Annotated in this window: 17 protein-coding genes; 10 read left to right on the forward strand and 7 right to left on the reverse strand. The window is 44.8% G+C overall.

The genetic code is table 11. The features are described from left to right. The first annotated feature begins 31 nt into the window (after positions 1 to 31). On the forward strand, positions 32 to 865 hold the full coding sequence (locus B7P33_RS15130) for a helix-turn-helix domain-containing protein (RefSeq protein WP_172435963.1): 834 nt from the start codon (positions 32 to 34) through the stop codon (positions 863 to 865). 96 nt (positions 866 to 961) lie between these two features. On the opposite strand, the gene B7P33_RS15135 is transcribed toward B7P33_RS15130, so the two are convergent. Together B7P33_RS15135 and ccsA are read right to left on the reverse strand one after the other, a co-directional pair. Then, positions 962 to 2,338: an MATE family efflux transporter gene (locus B7P33_RS15135; RefSeq protein WP_245871809.1), complete on the reverse strand. Its 1,377-nt coding sequence runs from the start codon at positions 2,336 to 2,338 to the stop codon at positions 962 to 964. A 740-nt stretch (positions 2,339 to 3,078) separates the two neighbouring features. Next, a complete protein-coding gene (ccsA, locus tag B7P33_RS15140; RefSeq protein WP_245871810.1) occupies positions 3,079 to 6,255 on the reverse strand; it encodes a cytochrome c biogenesis protein CcsA in 3,177 nt (1,058 codons plus the stop codon). Between the two features lie 166 nt (positions 6,256 to 6,421). On the opposite strand from ccsA, the gene B7P33_RS15145 reads away from it, so the two are divergent. From B7P33_RS15145 to B7P33_RS15185, 9 genes are all read left to right on the forward strand, one after another. After that, entirely contained in the window at positions 6,422 to 7,183 is a 762-nt protein-coding gene (locus B7P33_RS15145) for a Rossmann-like and DUF2520 domain-containing protein (protein WP_172435964.1), read from the forward strand. Then, the gene (locus B7P33_RS15150) at positions 7,167 to 7,694 is read left to right on the forward strand and encodes a KdsC family phosphatase (protein ID WP_097442889.1); all 528 of its coding nucleotides are present in this window, start codon (positions 7,167 to 7,169) and stop codon (positions 7,692 to 7,694) included. Before B7P33_RS15145 ends, B7P33_RS15150 begins: the two co-directional genes overlap by 17 nt. A 1-nt stretch (position 7,695) precedes the next feature. Further along, the gene (locus B7P33_RS15155) at positions 7,696 to 8,280 is read left to right on the forward strand and encodes a Maf-like protein (protein ID WP_097442891.1); all 585 of its coding nucleotides are present in this window, start codon (positions 7,696 to 7,698) and stop codon (positions 8,278 to 8,280) included. Positions 8,281 to 8,312: 32 nt separating this feature from the next. Then, a complete protein-coding gene (locus tag B7P33_RS15160) occupies positions 8,313 to 9,263 on the forward strand; it encodes a septum formation inhibitor Maf (protein ID WP_097442892.1) in 951 nt (316 codons plus the stop codon). 93 nt (positions 9,264 to 9,356) lie between these two features. Continuing rightward, positions 9,357 to 9,896 (forward strand): mechanosensitive ion channel domain-containing protein, encoded by a 540-nt coding sequence (locus B7P33_RS15165; protein WP_097442894.1) that lies wholly within the window; start codon positions 9,357 to 9,359, stop codon positions 9,894 to 9,896. 266 nt (positions 9,897 to 10,162) lie between these two features. Beyond that, positions 10,163 to 12,676 (forward strand): PIG-L family deacetylase, encoded by a 2,514-nt coding sequence (locus B7P33_RS15170; protein WP_097442896.1) that lies wholly within the window; start codon positions 10,163 to 10,165, stop codon positions 12,674 to 12,676. A gap of 108 nt (positions 12,677 to 12,784) precedes the next feature. Next, complete coding sequence (locus B7P33_RS15175; protein WP_097442897.1) at positions 12,785 to 14,488, forward strand: sodium:solute symporter family protein; 1,704 nt, start codon at positions 12,785 to 12,787, stop codon at positions 14,486 to 14,488. A 12-nt stretch (positions 14,489 to 14,500) separates the two neighbouring features. Next, complete coding sequence (locus B7P33_RS15180) at positions 14,501 to 15,208, forward strand: DUF6503 family protein (RefSeq protein ID WP_097442899.1); 708 nt, start codon at positions 14,501 to 14,503, stop codon at positions 15,206 to 15,208. A 176-nt stretch (positions 15,209 to 15,384) separates the two neighbouring features. Further along, entirely contained in the window at positions 15,385 to 16,353 is a 969-nt protein-coding gene (locus B7P33_RS15185) for a CAP domain-containing protein (RefSeq protein ID WP_097442901.1), read from the forward strand. A gap of 3 nt (positions 16,354 to 16,356) precedes the next feature. Here the strand turns inward: B7P33_RS15185 and nadD are convergent, their stop codons facing one another. The 5 genes from nadD to B7P33_RS15210 all read right to left on the reverse strand — a co-directional run bounded on the left by nadD (position 16,357) and on the right by B7P33_RS15210 (position 20,554). Beyond that, a complete protein-coding gene (gene nadD, locus B7P33_RS15190; protein ID WP_097442903.1) occupies positions 16,357 to 16,941 on the reverse strand; it encodes a nicotinate (nicotinamide) nucleotide adenylyltransferase in 585 nt (194 codons plus the stop codon). Between the two features lie 6 nt (positions 16,942 to 16,947). Beyond that, positions 16,948 to 17,523 carry a guanylate kinase gene (gene gmk / locus B7P33_RS15195; RefSeq protein ID WP_097442904.1) on the reverse strand — a complete coding sequence of 192 codons (576 nt, stop codon included), beginning with the start codon at positions 17,521 to 17,523 and terminating at the stop codon, positions 16,948 to 16,950. Then, a complete protein-coding gene (locus B7P33_RS15200) occupies positions 17,523 to 18,380 on the reverse strand; it encodes a YicC/YloC family endoribonuclease (protein WP_097442906.1) in 858 nt (285 codons plus the stop codon). Before B7P33_RS15200 ends, gmk begins: the two co-directional genes overlap by 1 nt. A gap of 129 nt (positions 18,381 to 18,509) precedes the next feature. Further along, positions 18,510 to 19,355, reverse strand: coding sequence for a DUF2911 domain-containing protein (locus B7P33_RS15205; RefSeq protein WP_097442908.1), 846 nt, complete (start codon positions 19,353 to 19,355; stop codon positions 18,510 to 18,512). Positions 19,356 to 19,429: 74 nt separating this feature from the next. After that, positions 19,430 to 20,554: a T9SS type A sorting domain-containing protein gene (locus tag B7P33_RS15210; protein ID WP_097442909.1), complete on the reverse strand. Its 1,125-nt coding sequence runs from the start codon at positions 20,552 to 20,554 to the stop codon at positions 19,430 to 19,432. Positions 20,555 to 20,671: the final 117 nt, after the last annotated feature.

The raw sequence follows: 20,671 nt of genomic DNA on the forward strand, positions 1-20,671 counted from the left end.
TTTGGGATATCCGTATAAACCGACACATCCCTTGATAACTTTAATAGATTTTTCGGAAATTAACCTAAATGGTATTAAAAGTGGCACACGTAAGGTATTCGGGTTCTATTCGGTGGTATTAAAGAAAATTACCGGGGCAGGTGTAATTTACGGCAGGAAGGTGTATGATTTTTCAGAGGCAGCGCTTTTATGTATGGCACCGGAACAACTCAGTGTGGTTACGGCTATTGAAAAAGAGGCATTTACAGAAGGATGGGGCTTGTATTTCCATCCGGATTTAATCCGATCTAGCGCACTTAATAAATCGATAAATTCATACACTTTCTTTTCCTATAATACTGATGAGGCACTACATTTATCCGAAAAGGAAAAAAGCATCCTACACCTACTTACCCAGTCCCTTAAAGCTGAGTCCAGTGATAAATTGGATAACTACAGTACCGATATTATCGTTTCCAATATTGAAGTCATATTAAACCATTGCAAACGCTTTTACGGCCGTCAATTCATTACAAGACAAATACACAACAAAGGTATAGCCAGCCGATTTGAAGCCCTTTTAACCGATTACTTCGAATCTGGAAAATTACGGCTACAGGGGCTTCCATCGGTAAAGTATTGTGCCGATCAGTTACACCTATCCCCAAATTATTTGGGTGACTTACTAAAGCAGGAAAGCGGTAAAAGCGCTAAAGACCATATTCATTTTTTCCTTATTGAAAAGGCTAAGAACCTTTTGCTGAATAGCAGTAGCAGTATTACCGAAATCGCCTATGACCTTGGGTTTGGACAACGTCAAAGTTTTAGCAAACTCTTCAAGCAAAAAACCGGAATGAGCCCGTCGGAGTATAAAAACCCGGAATGAACTACGTAAGTGGAAAAAACACAAACTCTCAAATACTAACGGAGCCCGACATTTCCTATAGTCCTAGGCTCCGTTTTCATAATTTCACTCCAAACGCTACACCACCGTTTCCTTCCATTTTCCCTTACGGAACCAGACGATGGCCAAAATGGCCAACAAGACCTCAGAAAAGGTAATCCCCAAAAAGACGCCCAAAGGCCCCAAATCGAGTACCAAGGCCGTGAGATAGGCAAAGGGAATCTGGAAAAACCAGAAGCTTATCAGATTGATCTTAGTCGGGGTTCGGGTATCGCCAGCCCCGTTAAAAGCTTGGGAAACCACCATACCATAGGCATAGAAAACATAACCCGAGGCCATGATCTGCAAGCACAGACTACCGATTCGTACCACCTCGGTCTCGGTATTGAACCAACCGATGATCTGCTTGGCGAACACGAGATACACTATAGAGACCAGGGCCATAAAAATGGCGTTGTATTTACCGGTTTTCCAAACCGAAGTCGCGGCCCGATCGGGCTGTTTGGCCCCTAGGTTCTGGCCTACCAAGGTAGCGGCGGCATTGCTCATACCCCAACAGGGCATTAGCGTAAAGAGCATTACCCGTATGGCAATGGTATAACCCGCGACGGCCTCACTACCAAACTCACTCATAATACGCATAAGTAAAAGCCAACTCGAGGTACCGATCAAATATTGGGCGATACCTCCCAAGGAAACCTTGATCAGGTTGAACATCACTTGGGTTTTGATCTTAAGATCGCGCAGCCCCAATTTAATACGGCTCCAGCCAAAGAACAAAATAGCCAATTGGGCCACTACGGCCGTACCCCGACCAATATTCGTGGCAATGGCCGCCCCTTGTACCCCAAATTCAGGAAAAGGCCCCCAGCCAAAGATCAAAAAGGGATCTAAGATAATGTTGAGTCCGTTCGAGAGCACCAAAGTCCACATGGCCACGGAAGCATTGCCCGCCCCCCGGAAAATGGCATTGATCAAAAAGAGCAACATAATAGTGATATTGCCCCCTAATAGCCATTGGGTATAGCCATAGCCTTCAGCAATAAGTTCGGGTTCGCCCCCCATTAAGGCCAGAATTTCCTTGGCATAAAAAATGCCCACAAAAGAGATAGCTATAGAAATTAATACCCCTAGGGCAATGGCCTGTACAGCGGTTTGCTTGGCCCCTTCAAGGTCTTTTTCACCGACCCTACGCGCCACCACGGCCGTTGCGGCCATACTAAGCCCAATGGCTAGGGCATAGATTAGGGTAACCACCGATTCGGTGAGTCCAATCGTCGCTACCGCATTTACGCTTACTTGGGAAACATAAGCAATATCGACCAAGGCGAAAATGGACTCCATGAGCATTTCGAGGATCATGGGAATGGCCAGCATAAACACGGCCTTACGGATACTGCCTTGGGTAAAATCTTCCTGCTCGCCCTTTACGGCGGCCCAGAAGTATTGTAACATTTTTTTTGGAGATGGAATATTATGATGTGTCATGGTATTGAATTTAATGCCCCAGCGTACTGGGATGGTAGAATAATGTCAGAGCCATTACTTTCAAAGGCTTCAAAATCTGGGGACTAACCCCCGATGACATCTATAAACTGCATAAAACTCTATAACTTCATAATGGTGCAAAGATGGTTGTTTTTTAGAACATAGAAAAAAGAATCTAGAAAATAGATGCCCAGATGGTTGAAATTGGATACTAACAATCAGAACATTAGTAATTCGAATCAAGGGTTAATGTAAACTATAAAAAGTCTTATAAACCTAAGTTCGATTATTTACTAACATATGGTCAGCATGTTTTGTGCTTAGTTGGCTTTCTATGTCTTCCTGAGCGCCGTGTCAGCCGACAGGCAGGCAGTCGAAGGACTATTTTAGCAATAGTACTTTTAAAGGCTTTCGACGGCGCTCAAGCTGACATGAGTGAATTCTATTGTAATTCAGTTGTATTATCTATCTCCAATTAATCGAACTCAGGTTATAAAATTTCTCAGTGTAACTCTGCGTCTTCTCGGCGTACCTCTGTGTAGCTTGAGCCTTAAGAATTATAGCACAGAGTAGCACAAAGAATCACAGAGAGTTCAATTCTTGATTCATGTTAGAAATAATTCTTTATTCACTGAACAAGCAAACAAAAATCTCACATCTAGCTTCTCACATCTAGAATCTCACATCTAGCATCTAGCATCTAGCCCCTACTTCTTATAATGAACCCGATAGCGCCAATAGCTTAGTCCGCCCAAAGCGAATACGAAGGCCACGATATAATAGACCAGTGTCGGTGTGATCACCTGCGCCCCACTGGCGTAACTATGCAAGCCTACCAAGTAGAAATTCACCCCAAAATAGGTCATCATAATACTGGCATAGGCCACAACCGACATAAAACTGTACAACCAACGGCTACGTAGACCGGGGACCAGACGGGCATGGATCACAAAGGCATAGACCATAATGGAAATCAGGGCCCAGGTTTCCTTGGGATCCCAACCCCAATAACGCCCCCAACTCTCGTTGGCCCATTGTCCGCCCAAAAAGTTGCCGATGGTAAGTAAGACCAAGCCCAGGGTAAGGGTAAGCTCATTAATTATGGTAAGCTCTTGCAGGTTGAGCTCCATACGTTTTTTATTCTTTTTATTGGTCATGATCATGAGTAACATGGCCACCACGCCTAAGATCATGCCTACGGTAAGTGGTCCATAACTACCTACGATAATAGCCACGTGAATCATTAACCAATAACTGTTCAGTACGGGTTGCAGATTGGCCACTTCGGGATCTACCCAACTTTGGTGGGCCACCCAAAGTAGCAAGGTGGTAGCAAAAGCGGTCGCTGCCACCGTCATATCACTTTTACGGGCGAACATCAAGCCCATACCCATTGAAGCCCAAGAAACATATAGAATACTTTCATAAGCATCGGACCAAGGGGCATGGCCCGAGATATACCAGCGTGCGATAAGCCCAGCCGTATGCAACAGAAACAACAACCAAATAATGCCCTTGAACCCTAAAATGGTACCTCTATAGAATTTACGGTCCTTAAAAATCTGTAAGATCACGAACAAGAACATCAGTAAACCGAACAGCCCATAATAACGGTATAACTTATTAAAGATATCGATACGGTTATAGCGTATCTCAACATCTATTTTTTTGTCTGACGGCAATACGGCACCCCCATGGTTCTTTTGGTTTTGGGCAAATGCGGCCAACAATTTATCGGCTTCGGCATAATCCCCAGAGATTTTAGCCGCCTTTAAGGTCTGTACATAATAGGGCAAAGCATTATTGATAAAATTGGCGTACAAGCTGTCTTTTACTTGGTAAGTTCCCATACGGAATTCATTGGCCGAAATCCATTTGTTGTTTTCATCATCCAACAAAGGGAAAATTTTAAGTATACTACCACTAAGGGCCTGATCGAACAAACCAAGTCTAAGATCGAGTTCCTGATAATCTTTTTGGAATTTATTCGGATTAGTGGTAGAATAGGCATCTTCCAGAAATGGACTTAGCTTATATCCTACTTTATCATCGTATACATCGGTCAACTTTAAAAACTCCTTTCCTTTCGGAAGGCCCAGTACATTACGCAGACTATCGTTATAGCCTTTTCTATCGATCACGATAAACTCACGATCGATCCAAACACTAGGTACGATCATCATAGACAACATTACCTGATCGGGATTTAGGTCTTCGTATTTATTCTCGTACCTGAGTTTTCGCAATACTTCTGAAGCGAAAGTATTTATGGGTTTCATACGCCCATTACCATCTTGAATGACCAATCGGGCGAATTTATCGGCATGCTCCTTGGGCACTATGGAAGCTTGGAACATAGAATCGAGTTGGGCCGGACTGGGTTGCCTCATATGATTGGGTCCAGTATGTTGCCCCCAAACGGAAAGGGTTCCCAAGGTCATGGCCAAGAGTAGCAGGGCCTTTTTCTTTTCCTTTACTTTTTTCAGTTTTTCGCCCAATTCCCTAAAACGGGTCTTTCCGGGGAACATAATGCCCATAAGCCCTAAATAGAGTAGAAAATAACCGATGTAGGTAATCCAAGTACCCCAAAAATCGTGGCTCACCGATAATACGGTACCTTTTTCATCGGGATGGAAACTGGACTGGAAAAAACGATATCCGTGATGGTCCAATACGTGGTTCATATAAATATCGTAATCGAACGGACGTTCGTCGTTCACGGTAATTTTACTCATATAGGACGAATAACCCCTTTCGGTACCGGGATACCTTTCGGCAATAAAATCGTTGAGTTTGATGCCAAAAGGCAATTGGTACACCTTAGACCCAAAGGACACCCTAAAATCGAGTCCGCCTACGGTAAATGGTTCTGAAAACTCGGCGGTACCGGCACTGCCCAAAATGGTCTTTTTTACGGTTTCTCCGTTTGAGGTCACCGAAAAGCTAAAGCCATCCATATCGTTTTTGGTCTGCTCGGCCTTTGGAATGGGAATAATATCGTACTTGCCCTGCATCAAAGGTTCGGGCAAAACAAAGCGCATATTACCAACAGTATACAACGAACGCATCATTAAGGGTTGGATCGAATCTTTTTTAAGCTCCCCCTTCAATTGATCAGCCATTCGCATAAAATTCCCTTCGAAAGGCGACTTGATCATGGCTACGGTATCACGCAAAAATATATTGATGGCCCCCTGGGTCTCCTTGTTCAGGGCAAACAACATATTATGGATATTGGCCACCTGGCCCTCCTCTAAAAAATGTTCATGACGGCTACCATCGCCTGCTTCCACGATTTTTAGGTAGTTTTTTCCGTTCGGATCGGCCACCAAACCCTTTTTGGCGTGGGCGATAAACCCATCGTAGGCAATGGAAAAATCCTGTCCCTTGAAATCACTGTTCCAAGGTAGGTCACTTTTAATGGCTTCCGGCGTAACTATAAGATGGTTTTGCAAGGTTTTACGTTGCAACTCGCCATTCTCCGTCTTTCCGTCTACCAAAACGGTCAAAAAGGTCTTGTCGGAATAGAATACCCTTTCGGTAGCCCCTTCCCGAATGGGCATCAGGCCTTCGAAACTGATATAACGGGTAACAAAAGCACCAACGATGATCAAAATCCAGGAAAGGTGTAGTAACAACACCGCCCATTTTTCCTTCCGGAATAACCGATAACGCGAAATATTACCTATAAAATTGATAACGAATATGACCATAATGGCCTCGAACCAAGTGGCATTATAAATCCAAATACGCGCGGTTTCCGTACTGTACCAGCTCTCGATAAAGGTACCAAAGGCCATGGCCACGGCAAATACGATAAAGAGAATGGACATTAATCGGGTAGAAAAGAAGAACTTCTTTAGAAAATCGGAGAGCGAACCCATGAAAAAATGGTTTTGCCGGCAAAAATAAGGCATAAAGCCCCGTTATAAAAAAGCAAGGGCCTAATATCACGAATTTTAACTTCAACTAAACTTCTGGAAGCGGTTTACCGTCTGCTATTAACCGATGTTAATACCGGTATTGGATCCAAAGCTGTACTTTTGCCGCATGCTACAGGTATCGTTGATCGGAAGCGGCAATTTGGCCCACCAACTTTTGGTGGCGCTCAGGGATTTGACCGGGGTTGACTTGGTTGAGGTCACCGCCAGGAATACCGAAGCCATAGACCTTCTTGATAACGATATTCCCTTAAATAGCGATTTTTCAAAGCTTCGACCGGCCGATATTTACATCTTGGCCGTAAGCGATGCCGCAATAAGCCCCGTATCGGAACAATTAGGGGATTTACCCGGTATGCTGGCCCATACTTCGGGCAGTGTTCCCATGAATGCCTTAATGCATGAAAACCGTGGGGTTTTTTATCCCTTACAGACTTTTACCAAAGGCAAGGTAGTCGATTTTTCGAAAATCCCCATCTGTATTGAAGCTTCCTCTCGCACGGGTATGGACACTTTAAACCAACTGGCCCAAAAACTGTCTGAAAAGGTTACCGAATTGCCCTCGAACCAACGCAGGCAACTGCATTTGGCCGCGGTTATGGCCAATAATTTTACCAATCATATTTTTTACTGGGCAGAGCGCTTTTGTATCGAAAACCAACTCGATTTTACCCTGCTTCACCCCTTGATCGAGGAAACCGTGGCTAAAATGAAGGCAGTCGGTCCTTTTGATGCCCAAACCGGCCCGGCACGTAGAGGCGATTTAAATACCCTACAACACCAATTGGAGGCCATGCCCACACCCGAGCTTAAACAATTATACCAATACCTAAGTAATAGTATACAAAACACCTATGGAAAAGAATTATAAAGAATACCTGAACGACATTACCACCTTTGTTTTTGATGTGGACGGGGTATTTACCGATGGCAGTGTTATGATCACCGAATCGGGTGATATGTTGCGCAGTATGAACGTAAAAGATGGGTATGCCTTAAAAACGGCTTTATTACGCGGGTATCGGGTGTGCATTATAACCGGAGGCAGTAGCGAAGGGGTACGTAAACGCTTTGAAGGCCTTGGTGTAAATGACATACATTTAGGGGCGCACCAAAAATTGGAGGTCTTCGCAGGGTTTTTGAAAAAATATAGTCTCTCTACCGATGAGATATTATACATGGGCGACGATCTGCCCGATATTCCCCCCATGGGTCAAGTGGCCCTACCCTGTTGTCCGCAAAATGCGGTACCCGAGGTAAAGGAAGCCTCCCGTTATATTTCCCATAAAGATGGCGGAAAAGGCTGCGTACGCGATGTTATCGAACAAGTACTTAAAGTTCGAGGTGATTGGAACGGAAACTACAGTGCCAAAAACGATTAAAATGCTGAATGAAATTCTAAAAAACCATAAGCTCATACTCGCTTCGGGTTCCCCTAGACGCCATCAGTTTTTTAAGGACCTTGGTTTGGCCTTTACGGTACGTACCAAGGATGTAGACGAAGTATATCCCGACCAGCTTCAAGGCGCCGAAATTTCCGATTATTTGGCCCAACTCAAAGCCAATGCCCAAAAAGATACCTTGGAGCCGAACGAAATACTCATTACTTCCGATACGGTAGTATTATTGGATGACGAATGCCTAGGCAAACCCAAAGACCGAGACGAGGCCTTGGCCATGATCCGCAGTCTCTCGGGCCGTTCGCATAGGGTAGTGACTTCGGTCTGCTTTAGCTCTATCGAGAAACAAATCACCGAAAACTGTACGACCAAGGTTTCTTTTAAAGACCTATCCGATACCGAGATCGCGTATTATGTAGACCATTACAAACCCTACGACAAGGCCGGGGCCTATGGTATACAGGAATGGATCGGGGCCACCGCCATTACCCATATCGAAGGTTCGTATAACAATGTCATGGGCCTGCCTACCCATTTGGTCTATAACATCTTAAGCAACTGGGACTGAAAAGGCTTTTCGTATCTTTAGGAAAAAAGCCCATGGAAACTGTTGCCCATTTCCGTAACTATTTTGGTGTTTTGGCCGCAATGCTGTTATTCGGTTGTCAAGAAAAACCGAAACCAACTTTGGCCTTACATGAGAACCCGAACCCTGAAAAGGAGGTGAAAATCGGTAATCGTGAGTTATCGCCAGCCTTTAAGGCCTATTGGTACAATGGCGAAGCAGAAGTGAGTTCCTACACCCTCGAACAAGCCCGGTATGGCGAACTCCGCCAAGGCCATGCCGTTTTAATCTTTGTTACCGAACCCTTTTTAAAAAAGGAGCAAGTAAAGGCCGACAGGGCCAAACCCGGGGACGTTAACGTCTTAAAACTGAACTACACCAAAAAGTTCCATACCGGACTCTACCCCTATTCCATTATGACCAGCACCTTTATGCCCACCAAACAACAAGGGCACGCCCTTAAGGTAAGCAGCTCTATGCAAGAATGGTGCGGTCATGTGTATACTCAAATGAACAACCGGGACCAATTTGAAATACGATCCCATTCGTATTTTGAGGGAGAGGCCGACAAATCGTACGACTTGGAAAAAACCTGGTTGGAAGACGAACTCTGGACCTTGATCCGTATAGCCCCCGAGGAATTACCCGTTGGGGAAATACAAATCGTACCCGCCATGGAGGCCGCACGCTTAAAACACTTTGAACTCAAAGCTTATACGGCCCAACTATCGTTAACCGAAAGTACCAGAGGCACCTATACCTATACGATCCAATGCCCGGAATTAAACCGTAATCTCAGTATACAGTTCGAAAAAGCCGCGCCACATAAAATTTTGGGATGGCAAGAACAGTTCCGTAGTGGCTTTGGAAACAAGGCCAAGGTATTGACCACTAAGGCCACCCTAAAGAAAACCCTACTTACCCCCTATTGGACCAAAAACAAAAATGCCGACGGACAGCTACGCCAAGAACTACTTCTCGATTAGTTAATGAAAGCTTAGTTATTGTCTAAATACAGCAGCTTGTCGTAAACGCTTATTCACTATTTTCGCTAAGCAAGCCCACAAAAAATAGAGTCAATGGATCAAATTATAACCCAATACGCCACGGCCATAATTGGTACCTTAATCGTAATCTTTGTTTTGCTGATCTTACGACTTACCATTGCCATGATCGTAAGACGGGTGGGGCGATCCAAAAACCTGAACCCTAAACGTACCGAATTGGTACTGCGCTATATGACCACGGGACTTATTACCATCGCCCTGGTGGCCCTAACCCTGATCTGGGGGGTTAATGTAATGGAATTGGGCTTTATCTTTTCCTCGGTATTTGCTGTAATGGGCATTGCCCTGTTTGCTTCCTGGTCCATTCTGAGCAATGTTACCGCGGGAATCATCCTATTTTTGAACTTCCCTTTTAAAATTGGGGATCGCATCCGGATTCTGGACAAAGACCTCGATATGGACAAGGAATTTTTGATTGAGGATATCAAGGCCTTCCACATACATTTACGCACTAAAAAAGGGCATTTAATCACCTATCCGAATAGTTTAATGCTGCAAAAAGGGGTTTTTCAAATCGAAAACAATCCGCAAAAACCGGTGGTGGAAGAATAATTCCCGGAACTCATTTAGACCTTTTGGGTTCAAGCGAACCTGCCTCGCCGGCAGGCAGGAAATGATGGTTTTGTAACCAATTGACGGCTTTTTTGAGCTTCATAGTGGTGTTATGAAGGGATAAAAAGTCAAGGAGTGGGTGCAAAACGGCGTTTTTATAGCGAATCGAAAAGGTTTACATGGGTTCCTTGTTAAAGAAGTTCTAAAAAAATGTAAAAGGGTACGCAATCTTTCTATATTTGGAAATACCCTAAAACCATTATTACATGCGTAATATTGCCCTTTGGCTGTTCTTGGCCATCGCAGGTATGGCCCCGAGTTGGGCCCAAGCCCCTAAGCCTTTATCGGCCACCGAAATACATCACGAATTACAGAAATTGAACTTTTTGGGGACCGCCCTTTATGTGGCCGCACACCCCGATGACGAAAATACCCGCCTGATCTCTTACCTCGATAATGCGGTAAAAGCCAATACGGTCTACCTATCCCTGACCCGGGGCGACGGCGGACAAAACCTAATCGGCACCGAACTGCGCGAACTTTTGGGCGTACTGCGTACCCAAGAGCTCTTGGCCGCACGGTCGGTAGACGGGGGCGAACAACGCTTTAGCAGGGCCAACGATTTTGGTTATTCCAAGCATCCGGACGAAACCCTAAAAATCTGGGACAAAGATTTGGTGTTGTCCGATGTGGTACGCACCATTCGTTTGTTAAAACCCGATATCATCATCAACCGCTTCGATCATAGGACCCCGGGTACTACCCATGGCCACCATACCTCATCGGCCATGCTCAGTGTGGAAGCCTTTGACTTGGCCAACGACCCAATAAGCTATCCAGAGCAATTGACGGCATTGGACACCTGGCAGCCTAAACGTATGTTTTTCAATACCTCTTGGTGGTTTTATGGTTCCCAAGAGAATTTTGCCAAGGCCGATAAAACGAATTTGATGCAAGTGGATATCGGCACCTACTACCCCGAACTGGGGCTTTCGAACAACGAAATCGCCTCCGTGGCCAGTAGCCAACACCTCTGTCAAGGTTTTGGTAGAGTTACCACCCGTGGTAGCCAAGACGAGTGGGTGGAATTGATCAAAGGCGACCTCCCGCAAGACAAAACCGACCTGTTCGACGGTATAGACACCTCTTGGAAGCGGGTAAAAGGCGGGGCTGCCATCGGTAAGATCCTTAAAGCCGTGGAAACCGATTTCAATTATGCCGACCCATCGACCCATTTACCACAACTGATGGAAGCCTACAGCCTGATCCAAGGTTTGGAAGACGCCCATTGGAAGGCCCGAAAGACCGCTGAAATTGAAAAAATCATAGAAGCTTGTGCCGGATTGTTTTTAGAAGCACGTACCGACCAAGCCGCTATTGCCCCGGGTGAAACGGGCAAGGTGAGTTTAGAAATGCTTAACCGTAGTGGGGTACCACTAACCATTAAGGAAATTGAAATTATACCCGATGGATATCAAGAATACCCGAATATCACCTTAAAAAACAATAAAAAAGAAACTCGGGATATGGAATTCAAAGTACCAACCGATGCTACCTATACTGCACCCTATTGGCTTTTGGAAGACATTGGTTTAGGTATGTACACCGTATCCAATACCGAATTGATCGGCTTGCCGGAAACCCCGAGAAAATTCTTCGTACGTTTCGATTTGGAGATTGCAGGAATCCCTATAAGTATTGCCAAACCCATGGTATATCGCTATGCCCTTCCGGAAAAAGGGGAAATCTATGAGCCCTTCCAGATTTTACCTCCGGCCACGGCCAGCATTGCTAACAAAGTCATGTTGTTCGCCGATGGCAAACCACATGAGATTCCGGTAACCGTTAATGCCGGAAAAAATAATCTTAGCGGCAGTCTTCGCCTCAAACTAGGAGCCGGCTGGCAAAGTACACCGGCCTCCTTACCCATAAACATTGAAAGAAAAGGCGACCAAAAGACCTATTCCTTTACCCTGACCCCACCTTCCAACCAGAGCGAATTATGGATCTCGCCCCAGTTAGAGGTCAATGGCAAAACCTACGATCAAGAATTGATTCCCATAGATTACGCCCACATTCCCAAACAATCGGTATTGCTACCCTCTAAGGCCAAGGCCGTTCGTTTGAACATTAAGAAAAGTGGCGAACGTATTGGCTATATCATGGGGGCCGGAGACGATGTTCTTACAAGTTTGGAACAGATTGGCTATACGGTTGACCTTTTGGATATCGCTAGTTTAAACAGCGAACAGTTACAGGCCTATGATGCCGTAGTCTTGGGAATACGTGCCTATAACGTGCATAAAGACCTTGCCTTTAAAAAAGAGCTGCTTATGGACTATGTGGCCCAAGGAGGTAATTTGGTAGTGCAGTACAATACGGTTAGCCGTAGGGCGGCCGCACTAAAAGATTTTGCCCCTTACCCCTTACAACTTTCGCGGGATCGGGTTACCGACGAAACGGCACAAGTACGTATTCTGGATGCCAAACACCCCCTGCTAAACTATCCGAATAAAATTAGTGCTGCCGACTTTGAAGGCTGGGTACAAGAACGCGGACTCTATTTTCCGAACGAGTGGAGTGCCGAATACACCCCTTTATTAGGTATGAAAGATGCCGGGGAAACCGAAAAAACAGGAAGTCTTTTGGTAGCCGAATACGGTAAAGGCCAATACATCTATACCGGATTAAGTTTCTTTAGGGAACTACCTGCCGGTGTGGCCGGTGCCTATAAACTATTCGCCAACCTGATCGCCACCAGACCCACACAAAACCAATAAAACCATGAACGATAAACTCATCTGGAAAAAAACGTATACCTGGGTATTGGTACTGAATGCCCTGTATATACTGGCTTTTTATATACTAATGACCGCTAATAAATAATCATGGAGATTGCAGATTGGATTATTCTGGGCGGCACCCTATTGTTTATCGTAGCCTATGGTTTATATAAAACCCGAGGCAGTAAAAATGTATCGGACTATGTGTTGGGCGGCAAAGAGGCCAAATGGTGGACGATCGGCTTGTCGGTCATGGCGACCCAAGCCAGTGCCATAACCTTTTTATCGACCCCGGGCCAAGCCTACCACGACGGAATGGGCTTTGTACAATTCTACTTTGGCCTACCTATGGCCATGGTGGTCATTTGTATGGTCTTTATTCCCATTTATCATAAACTTAAGGTGTATACGGCCTATGAATTCCTCGAAAAACGCTTCGACCTCAAGACCCGTACCCTGGCCGCTATTTTGTTCTTGATCCAAAGAGGATTGGCAGCCGGTATCACCATTTATGCCCCGTCGATCATACTATCGGCCATCTTGGGCTGGGATTTGACCGTATTGAACATTATTATCGGGGTACTGGTTATTATCTATACGGTTTCTGGCGGGACCAAGGCGGTAAACGTAACCCAAAAGCAGCAGATGTTCATTATTATGGGCGGTATGTTCGTGGCCTTCTTTTTTATCCTTGGATTTTTACCTCAGGATATCGGTTTGGACAAAGTGTTAAAGATCGCCGCGGCCACCGATAAGTTGAACATTCTCGATTTTACCTTCGATACCGATAGTCGATATACCTTTTGGAGCGGTATTACCGGAGGCTTTTTTTTAATGCTCTCTTATTTTGGTACCGATCAAAGTCAGGTACAGCGTTATCTCTCCGGCAAATCGGTACGAGAAAGCCAATTGGGCTTGATCTTCAACGGTATCCTCAAAGTACCCATGCAGTTCTTTATATTGTTCGTGGGTATAGCCGTATTCGTTTTCTTTCAGTACAATTCGTCACCACTAAACTTTAACCCCTCGGCCACCGCCGCTGTAAAAAGCTCGGAATACGCCCAAGATTATGCCTTGTTGGAACAGGCGCATCAGGCCATAGAAGTCGAGAAGAAAACAGCTCAAAACCGTTTTGTGTCCGCTTTGGAGACCAAGGAGTATACTTCCATAGAACAGGCCAAGCGCAATATCGCCAAGGTTCATGAAAAAGAGCAACAGAATAGGGATGCCGCCAAGGCCTTGATCAAAAAGGCCGATAGTTCGGCCGAGACCAATGACAAAGATTATGTCTTTATCCATTTTATACTACATTATCTGCCTACCGGTCTTATAGGCTTGCTTTTGGCGGTCATACTTTCGGCGGCCATGTCGTCTACGGCTTCCGAACTAAATGCCCTGGGAACCATCAGTGCCTTGGATCTTTATAAACGGAATACGGCCAACCTTACACCAGAAAAAGAAGTTCAGGTGTCTAAGGCCTTTACCCTACTTTGGGGTCTGGTAGCTATTGGCATCGCCTGTGTGGCCAATCTTTTCGATAATTTGATCCAACTGGTGAATATTATTGGCTCTATTTTCTACGGTAACGTATTGGGTATTTTCCTATTGGCCTTTTTCTTTAAGTTCATTAAAGGCAATGCCGTTTTTGTAGCGGCCATTTTCACCCAGATCATCGTAATCATCGGCTGGTATAACGATTGGATGTCGTACCTATGGCTCAACGCTTTCGGTTGTGCCTTGGTCATCATTTTGGCTTCCGTTTTTGAAGTATTCGACAAGACCCTGAAAAAACCACCGGTAAACGCCTAAACCCCAAATGATATGAAAAAAATAGTATTGCTTATCAGCTGTGTTGCTATCATCCAATCCAGCTTGGCCCAAAACCTTAGCGGCACCCAACTCTTGGATAAATCCATTGCCTTTCACGACCCGGATGGAAAATGGGAACATTTTAAAGCCGATTTTACGGTAACCATGGAGACCCCGAGCCGTCCGAAACGGGTCAGTGCCATTTCCATGGATTTCCAAAAGCAGTTGTTCGCGCTTAAGGTGAAACAAAACGGCAATGAACTAGATTACGAAATCAATGGTGATGCTTGCAAAACCAGGCTAAACGGTTCCGCGGATGTTGCCCAAGCCACCAAGGATTCATTGCGTTTAACCTGCGACCGTGGGCGTATGATGAAAGACTACTACACCTATTTATACGGCTTACCTATGAAATTAAAAGACAAGGGCACCCATATTGATCCAAAAGTGACCAAAAAGACCTTTAAAGGAAAGGAATACTGGGTACTTAAGGCCACCTATGATGCCGAGGTGGGCAAAGATACCTGGTATTTTTATTTCGACCCCAAGACCTTTGCAATGGAGACCTATCAATTCTATCACGATGAGTCTAAAAACGATGGGGAATACATTCTATTGGAAGGTATGGAAACCATAAACGGGATACATATGCCCAAAACCCGAAAATGGTATTACAACAAGGACGATAAATTTTTGGGTACCGATGTTTTGAGTAAGTAATCGACCTGGATTCAAGCATGGATACTCAATAACCTTTTGTATAAAAACATCGGTGAAACGTGTGTTTTTACCGTCTAACGCAACCAAAATGTTAAAATAACAGTAAACTACCTTTATTTTACACGGTTTTCACCCCCTTGGCGTTATACAGATGTACCCAATCTTAAAACGCCACCATGCGCCTACTTAACACCAGTTACCGTTTTTGGTTAGTCCTATTCATTGGAGTTATTTTACTACCTCTCGGTTGTAGTAAAGACGATGGGCCAGAAGGTCCTTTGTCCGACACTGAAGGAGTTGTAGACGAAGACAACCCGGAAAGGATCGCTGCCAAGCAGCTGTACCAAAGTTTATACGTTACTTCCACTACACAAAATGCCGACCCGAGCTGGTCGGGCAATTTCGACGATTGTAATGCCGGACAAACCGCAGATCTTACACGTCATAAAATATTACAACGCGTATCTTACTACCGAAATATGGTCGGTTTGGAAAATACCATTACCGAAAACACCCAAAAAAGTAGCATTGCCCAGCAAACCGCCTATTTAATGGCAGCCAACAATCGTTTGGACCATAACCCGGGTTCCGATTGGAAATGTTATTCGGAAGATGGTAAGACCGGAGCCGGAAACTCTTTATTGACCACCGCCCATAATGCCGAGGCCGTAGACGCCTATATTCGTGATCGGGGTGCCAATAATGGACCCGTGGGCCATAGAAGATGGTTGTTATTCCCCAGGCTTACCGAAATCGGGATCGGGAATACCAGTCAGAGCAACGCCCTTTGGGTATTGGGCAATTACGGCCCTGTACCCGATAACGCCCCAGAATTCATTGCCTGGCCGCCAAAAGGGTATGTTCCCAGTCACTTGGTTTTTGAACGTTGGTCATTCTCTGTGGCCCAGGCCGATTTTTCGGAAGCCCAGGTAAAGGTGACCAATGCCCGCAATCAAGAATTCGCACTGACCGTAGAGGAACTGGTAGATGGTTTCGGAGACCCAACCATCGTATTCATTCCCCAGGATTTGGAAACCGATATCACAGGTGACATCCCTTATACCGTAACCATTAGCAATGTACAAGTAAACGGGGAAACGAAAGAATACAGCTATACGGTGACCCTTTTTAATGTGAATGAGTAACGGTCAATTCCGGTAAAAATTCATCTCATCCATATATTCCCAAGCACCAGTGGGGATCAGTGGGCGGATATTCTTGCCCAATGCGTGATGCTTCCGGATAAAAGTGGCCGAAATTTCCATAATAGGGGCATTCACCTGATGTATTTTTGGATGGCCTTCAAATCGGTGGGCTATTGCGCCCTCCGAAATGCGCGGATACATATACACCTCATGATGCTCTAAGATTACCTCATAGTTTTTCCACTTGTGAAACCCTTTTAGGTTGTCTTCGCCCATCAGCAAAGAAAAACTGTGGCCTGGGTATTTTTCAAGCAAATGGATTAAGGTATCTACGGTATAATTCGGTTGTTTCAGTTTAAACTCGATATCGGACACCAACAGTTTCGGGTAGTCTTTAATCGCCTCATATACCAATTGGTAGCGGTGGTTATCGGCCAGTAAACTCTTTTTTTGTTTAAACGGACTACGCGGGGTAACCACGAACCATACTTCATCGAGATCGGTAAACTCTACCATATGGTTGGCTATGGCCAAATGCCCAATATGAATGGGGTTGAAGGTGCCGAAATAGAGTCCGATTCTTTTCATTACACCCTATTCTTTAGCAATAAAATCGGCGACCAATTGTTCGGCCTCCTTTAAGGCTACGTCCAAGTCGTAGTTTTTGATTATGGTATCGAACTGGGGTGCCGTAGCCAATTCTACCGAAGCCTTAGCCACCCGCATATTGATCTTGTCCTCACTTTCGGTACTCCGTTTTTTTAACCTAATCTTCAATTCGTCTACCGAAGGGGGTTTTACAAAAACCGCCAAGGTCTCTTTGGGGAATTTCTTTTTGATCCGTAATCCACCCACCACATCGATATCGAAAATCACGTTTTTACCTTCGGCCCAAAGGCGCTCTACCTCCGATTTTAAGGTACCATAGAAACAATCGCGATATACTTCTTCCCACTCTAAAAAATCGTCGCTTTTAATGTGGTTTTTAAAGGTATCGAGCGACAAGAAGTAATAATGTTGCCCATCGACCTCTTCTCCTCTACTCGCCCGGGTAGTAGCCGACACGGAAAAGGCTAGGTTCAGCTCAGGTTGTTTTAATAAATGTCTTACTATAGTGGTTTTACCGCTTCCGGATGGGGCGGAAAATATAATCAGCTTGCCTCCTGCCATTACAATACGTTTAACATCTGTTCCTTGATCTTTTCCAACTCATCCTTCATTTGGACCACCAATTGCTGCATAGGGGCATAATTCGCCTTGGAACCGATAGTATTGATCTCGCGACCTATTTCCTGACAGATAAAACCCAACTTTTTTCCGTTGGAGTCCGCCGTAGCCAAAGTGGTCGAAAAATAGTCTAAATGGTTGGCCAAACGCACCTTTTCTTCGGTAATGTCATATTTCTCCAAGTAATAGATCATTTCCTGTTCAAAACGATTCGCATCTACCTCGGTCTTAAGGTCGGCAACGGCTTTTTCCAAGCGCTCACGTAAAGAAGTACTACGCTCGGGATCCATGGTCACCACTTGGGCCAGCAAATCTTTTAAATTATGGATCCGTTTTTTGAAATCGGCTTCCAATACGGCCCCCTCCGAAGTTCTGAAATCGATAATCTCGGCCAAGGCTGCCTGCAGACTTTCTTTGATGGCTACATATTCTTTCGGATCCAATTCTTCGCGATCGGTTTTGGTCGCATCGGGTAAACGCAGGGCCATTTCCATCAACTTAAGCTCCTCACCTGCCGAAATATCGGCCAATTGGGCCATATACCTACGCACTACCCCGCTATTGACCGAAGTAGGTGCATCGTCTCCCGTGAACTCGAGATAGAGTGAAAAGTCGACTTTACCCCGTACCATGGCATTGGCGATCATTTTTCGCATTTCCAGCTCTTTTTCCCTATATGCAGAAGGAATACGTGCGTTAAGGTCGAGGTTTTTACTGTTGAGGGATTTGATTTCTATGGTAATCTTTTTGGAGGGCAATTGTAGTACATGCTTCCCAAAACCCGTCATGGATAAGATCATAAATGGTCTACTTTCGGCAAAGGTAGTTAAAATAGGTCATTGGTAGATTTTTGCGTTCCAAAGTATATCAATCAAAAAAGCCCCTTCCGTTACGGAGGGGGCTCTTCAAATTTATGTTGAAACTTGGGCTTACATGCCACCCCATTCTTTAATGGAGTCTTCGTTCATTTTAACATAGTCGGCGTTTCCGGCAGCCTTGGCCTTGGCCAAAGAACCTTTGGCGGCTTCGATAGCACCTTTTTTATCGCCCATCTTGGCCAAAATCAACGATTGTCTGCGTTGTACCCAAAAAGCATCCGGGTTCATTTCGACTGCTTTGGCAATCCACTCTTTAGCTTTGTTCAAGTCTTTACCCGATTCGAAATAGTAAGAGGCGGCAGAATAATAATCGCCCCCAGATGGTCCGTTCATTACGGCATCGATACTTTTAGTAGTCTTGGCATCGGTTGGCACCTCGAAAGGAATAGCCACATAGGTTTTTTCCCAAAGGATACCCAAGGTAGCCCCGTTGTTGTGCAAATCGTCGATGGTCATAGTAAAGGTTTCGATATCCATGGGCATAGTCTCCACCTTACCATTTACGATAGCACCCACCTTACTTGGGTCCCAATTCCTTGGCGTACCCCAATTATTGGTATCGCTATAGAAATACACCTTCCAAACGGCCTCGCCTGGCTCGGTAAAAATCGCATAGCTACCCGCTTTTAAATCTTTACCTCCCACTTTAACATCGTCACTAAAGGTTACTATGGTATTTTTGTTTGCACCGGTTCGCCATCTGCGACCATAAGGCACCAAATCGCCATAGATGGCACGACCTTTCATTGACGGACGCGAATACTCTACGGTTACATCGGTAAGGCCTACTTTCTGCTCTATTTTAGCAGCCGGACTAGGCTGCGGGGCATCGATTAACTGGGCAAAACCGAACTGGGCAACCAATACGGCCATACATGCCATTAAAAACTTCTTCATTGTGTTTGTTTTAGGGTTTTCCACAAAAATACGGAGAAGTAATGTTAAGAAAATCAAAAAATAACGTATGGAAATCAACCAGCCCAAGGAAAGGCTTTAACACTATAACCATCGGGGGTTTGTACGACCATATAATAAATTCCGCTTGGCAAAACTGATAAGTCCCACGCACCCTCCTTGGTATCTAAACGGGTAAAAGGCACAACCAATTTACCCGTACCATCAAAAATAGAAGCCGTTAGCATCTTTGATTTCCCTGTAAATCGATAGCCTAAAAGCCCATTCTCGGCGCCAAATAATATTATTTCATCGGCAACTGCTGCCCCGGTCGATTCTTCAGGTGTTTTTTCGAAGGGTATGGTTGCACGAAACAAATCATTCCAGAGTAATACACTCGGGGTCTGCCTTTCGAAATATTCCGAAGAGAGATAGTAATGTGCGGCTATACCACCTACCAAAGCTTCCATTTGTCCATAGGAAACCGAAAGGGTCGATTTTACACTTTCGGTCCCAAACAAGGATTCGGTATTACTTTTTTGCCACAGCAAAAAAGGCGCTAGGGTATCGGAATACCCCAAGAGAACCAGTCCGTTTTCCGTAGAATAATCTGCACTGGTCACCAATCCGTTAACAGGGAAAGTGGCCACCTGCCGGGCCGTAAATTCACCGGGAATTTTGGGAATGGTATAGGCACGCGTATCCATGGACTTCCAGCGCTTTGTAAAAACTACTAGCGAATCGCCCTTAACTACTAGGGCTTCGGCGTCCCAATCGCTTTGTCCCGTTTCGTTTTCGGGTTGATCCGGATAGGTAAACCGTATGCTTTCGGCGGTAACTTTATTACTTTCCAAAGCAACCAATGGCACCCTATAAATGGTCAATTGCTTTCTGCTACCGGTATTATTACCTATATCCCCGATATACAGAAAATCTTGGTCTTGGGCTAAATCTTCCCAATCAACATTTTCGGCATTTTCTATAACTATACTGCGCCCAATTTGCATTCCCAAACTATCCATAACATAAAGGCTTGGAGCGCCTCCAGAATCGTTATGACTAATCAATGAATCGTTATAAATTGCCAGTCCTGAGGTCTCTTTCAATGCCTCGGGTAGTATACCCAAACGTTTTACTTGAATTTGGGCACTGAGGGATACCATGGAAAAAAACAACCCTATGTAAACCAGTTTTAAGAACATCTTGAGGATGAAAAATAGATGGGTAAGATAATTTAAATTACTTCAACAAATCATCGCAATGTACCGATAAAAGATTAGATTTGTCCAGCAACTAACTAAATGGGACCAGACCCACGA

The sequence above is a fragment of the Sediminicola luteus genome, assembly GCF_002514735.1.
Classification (GTDB): Bacteria; Bacteroidota; Bacteroidia; order Flavobacteriales; family Flavobacteriaceae; genus HQA918.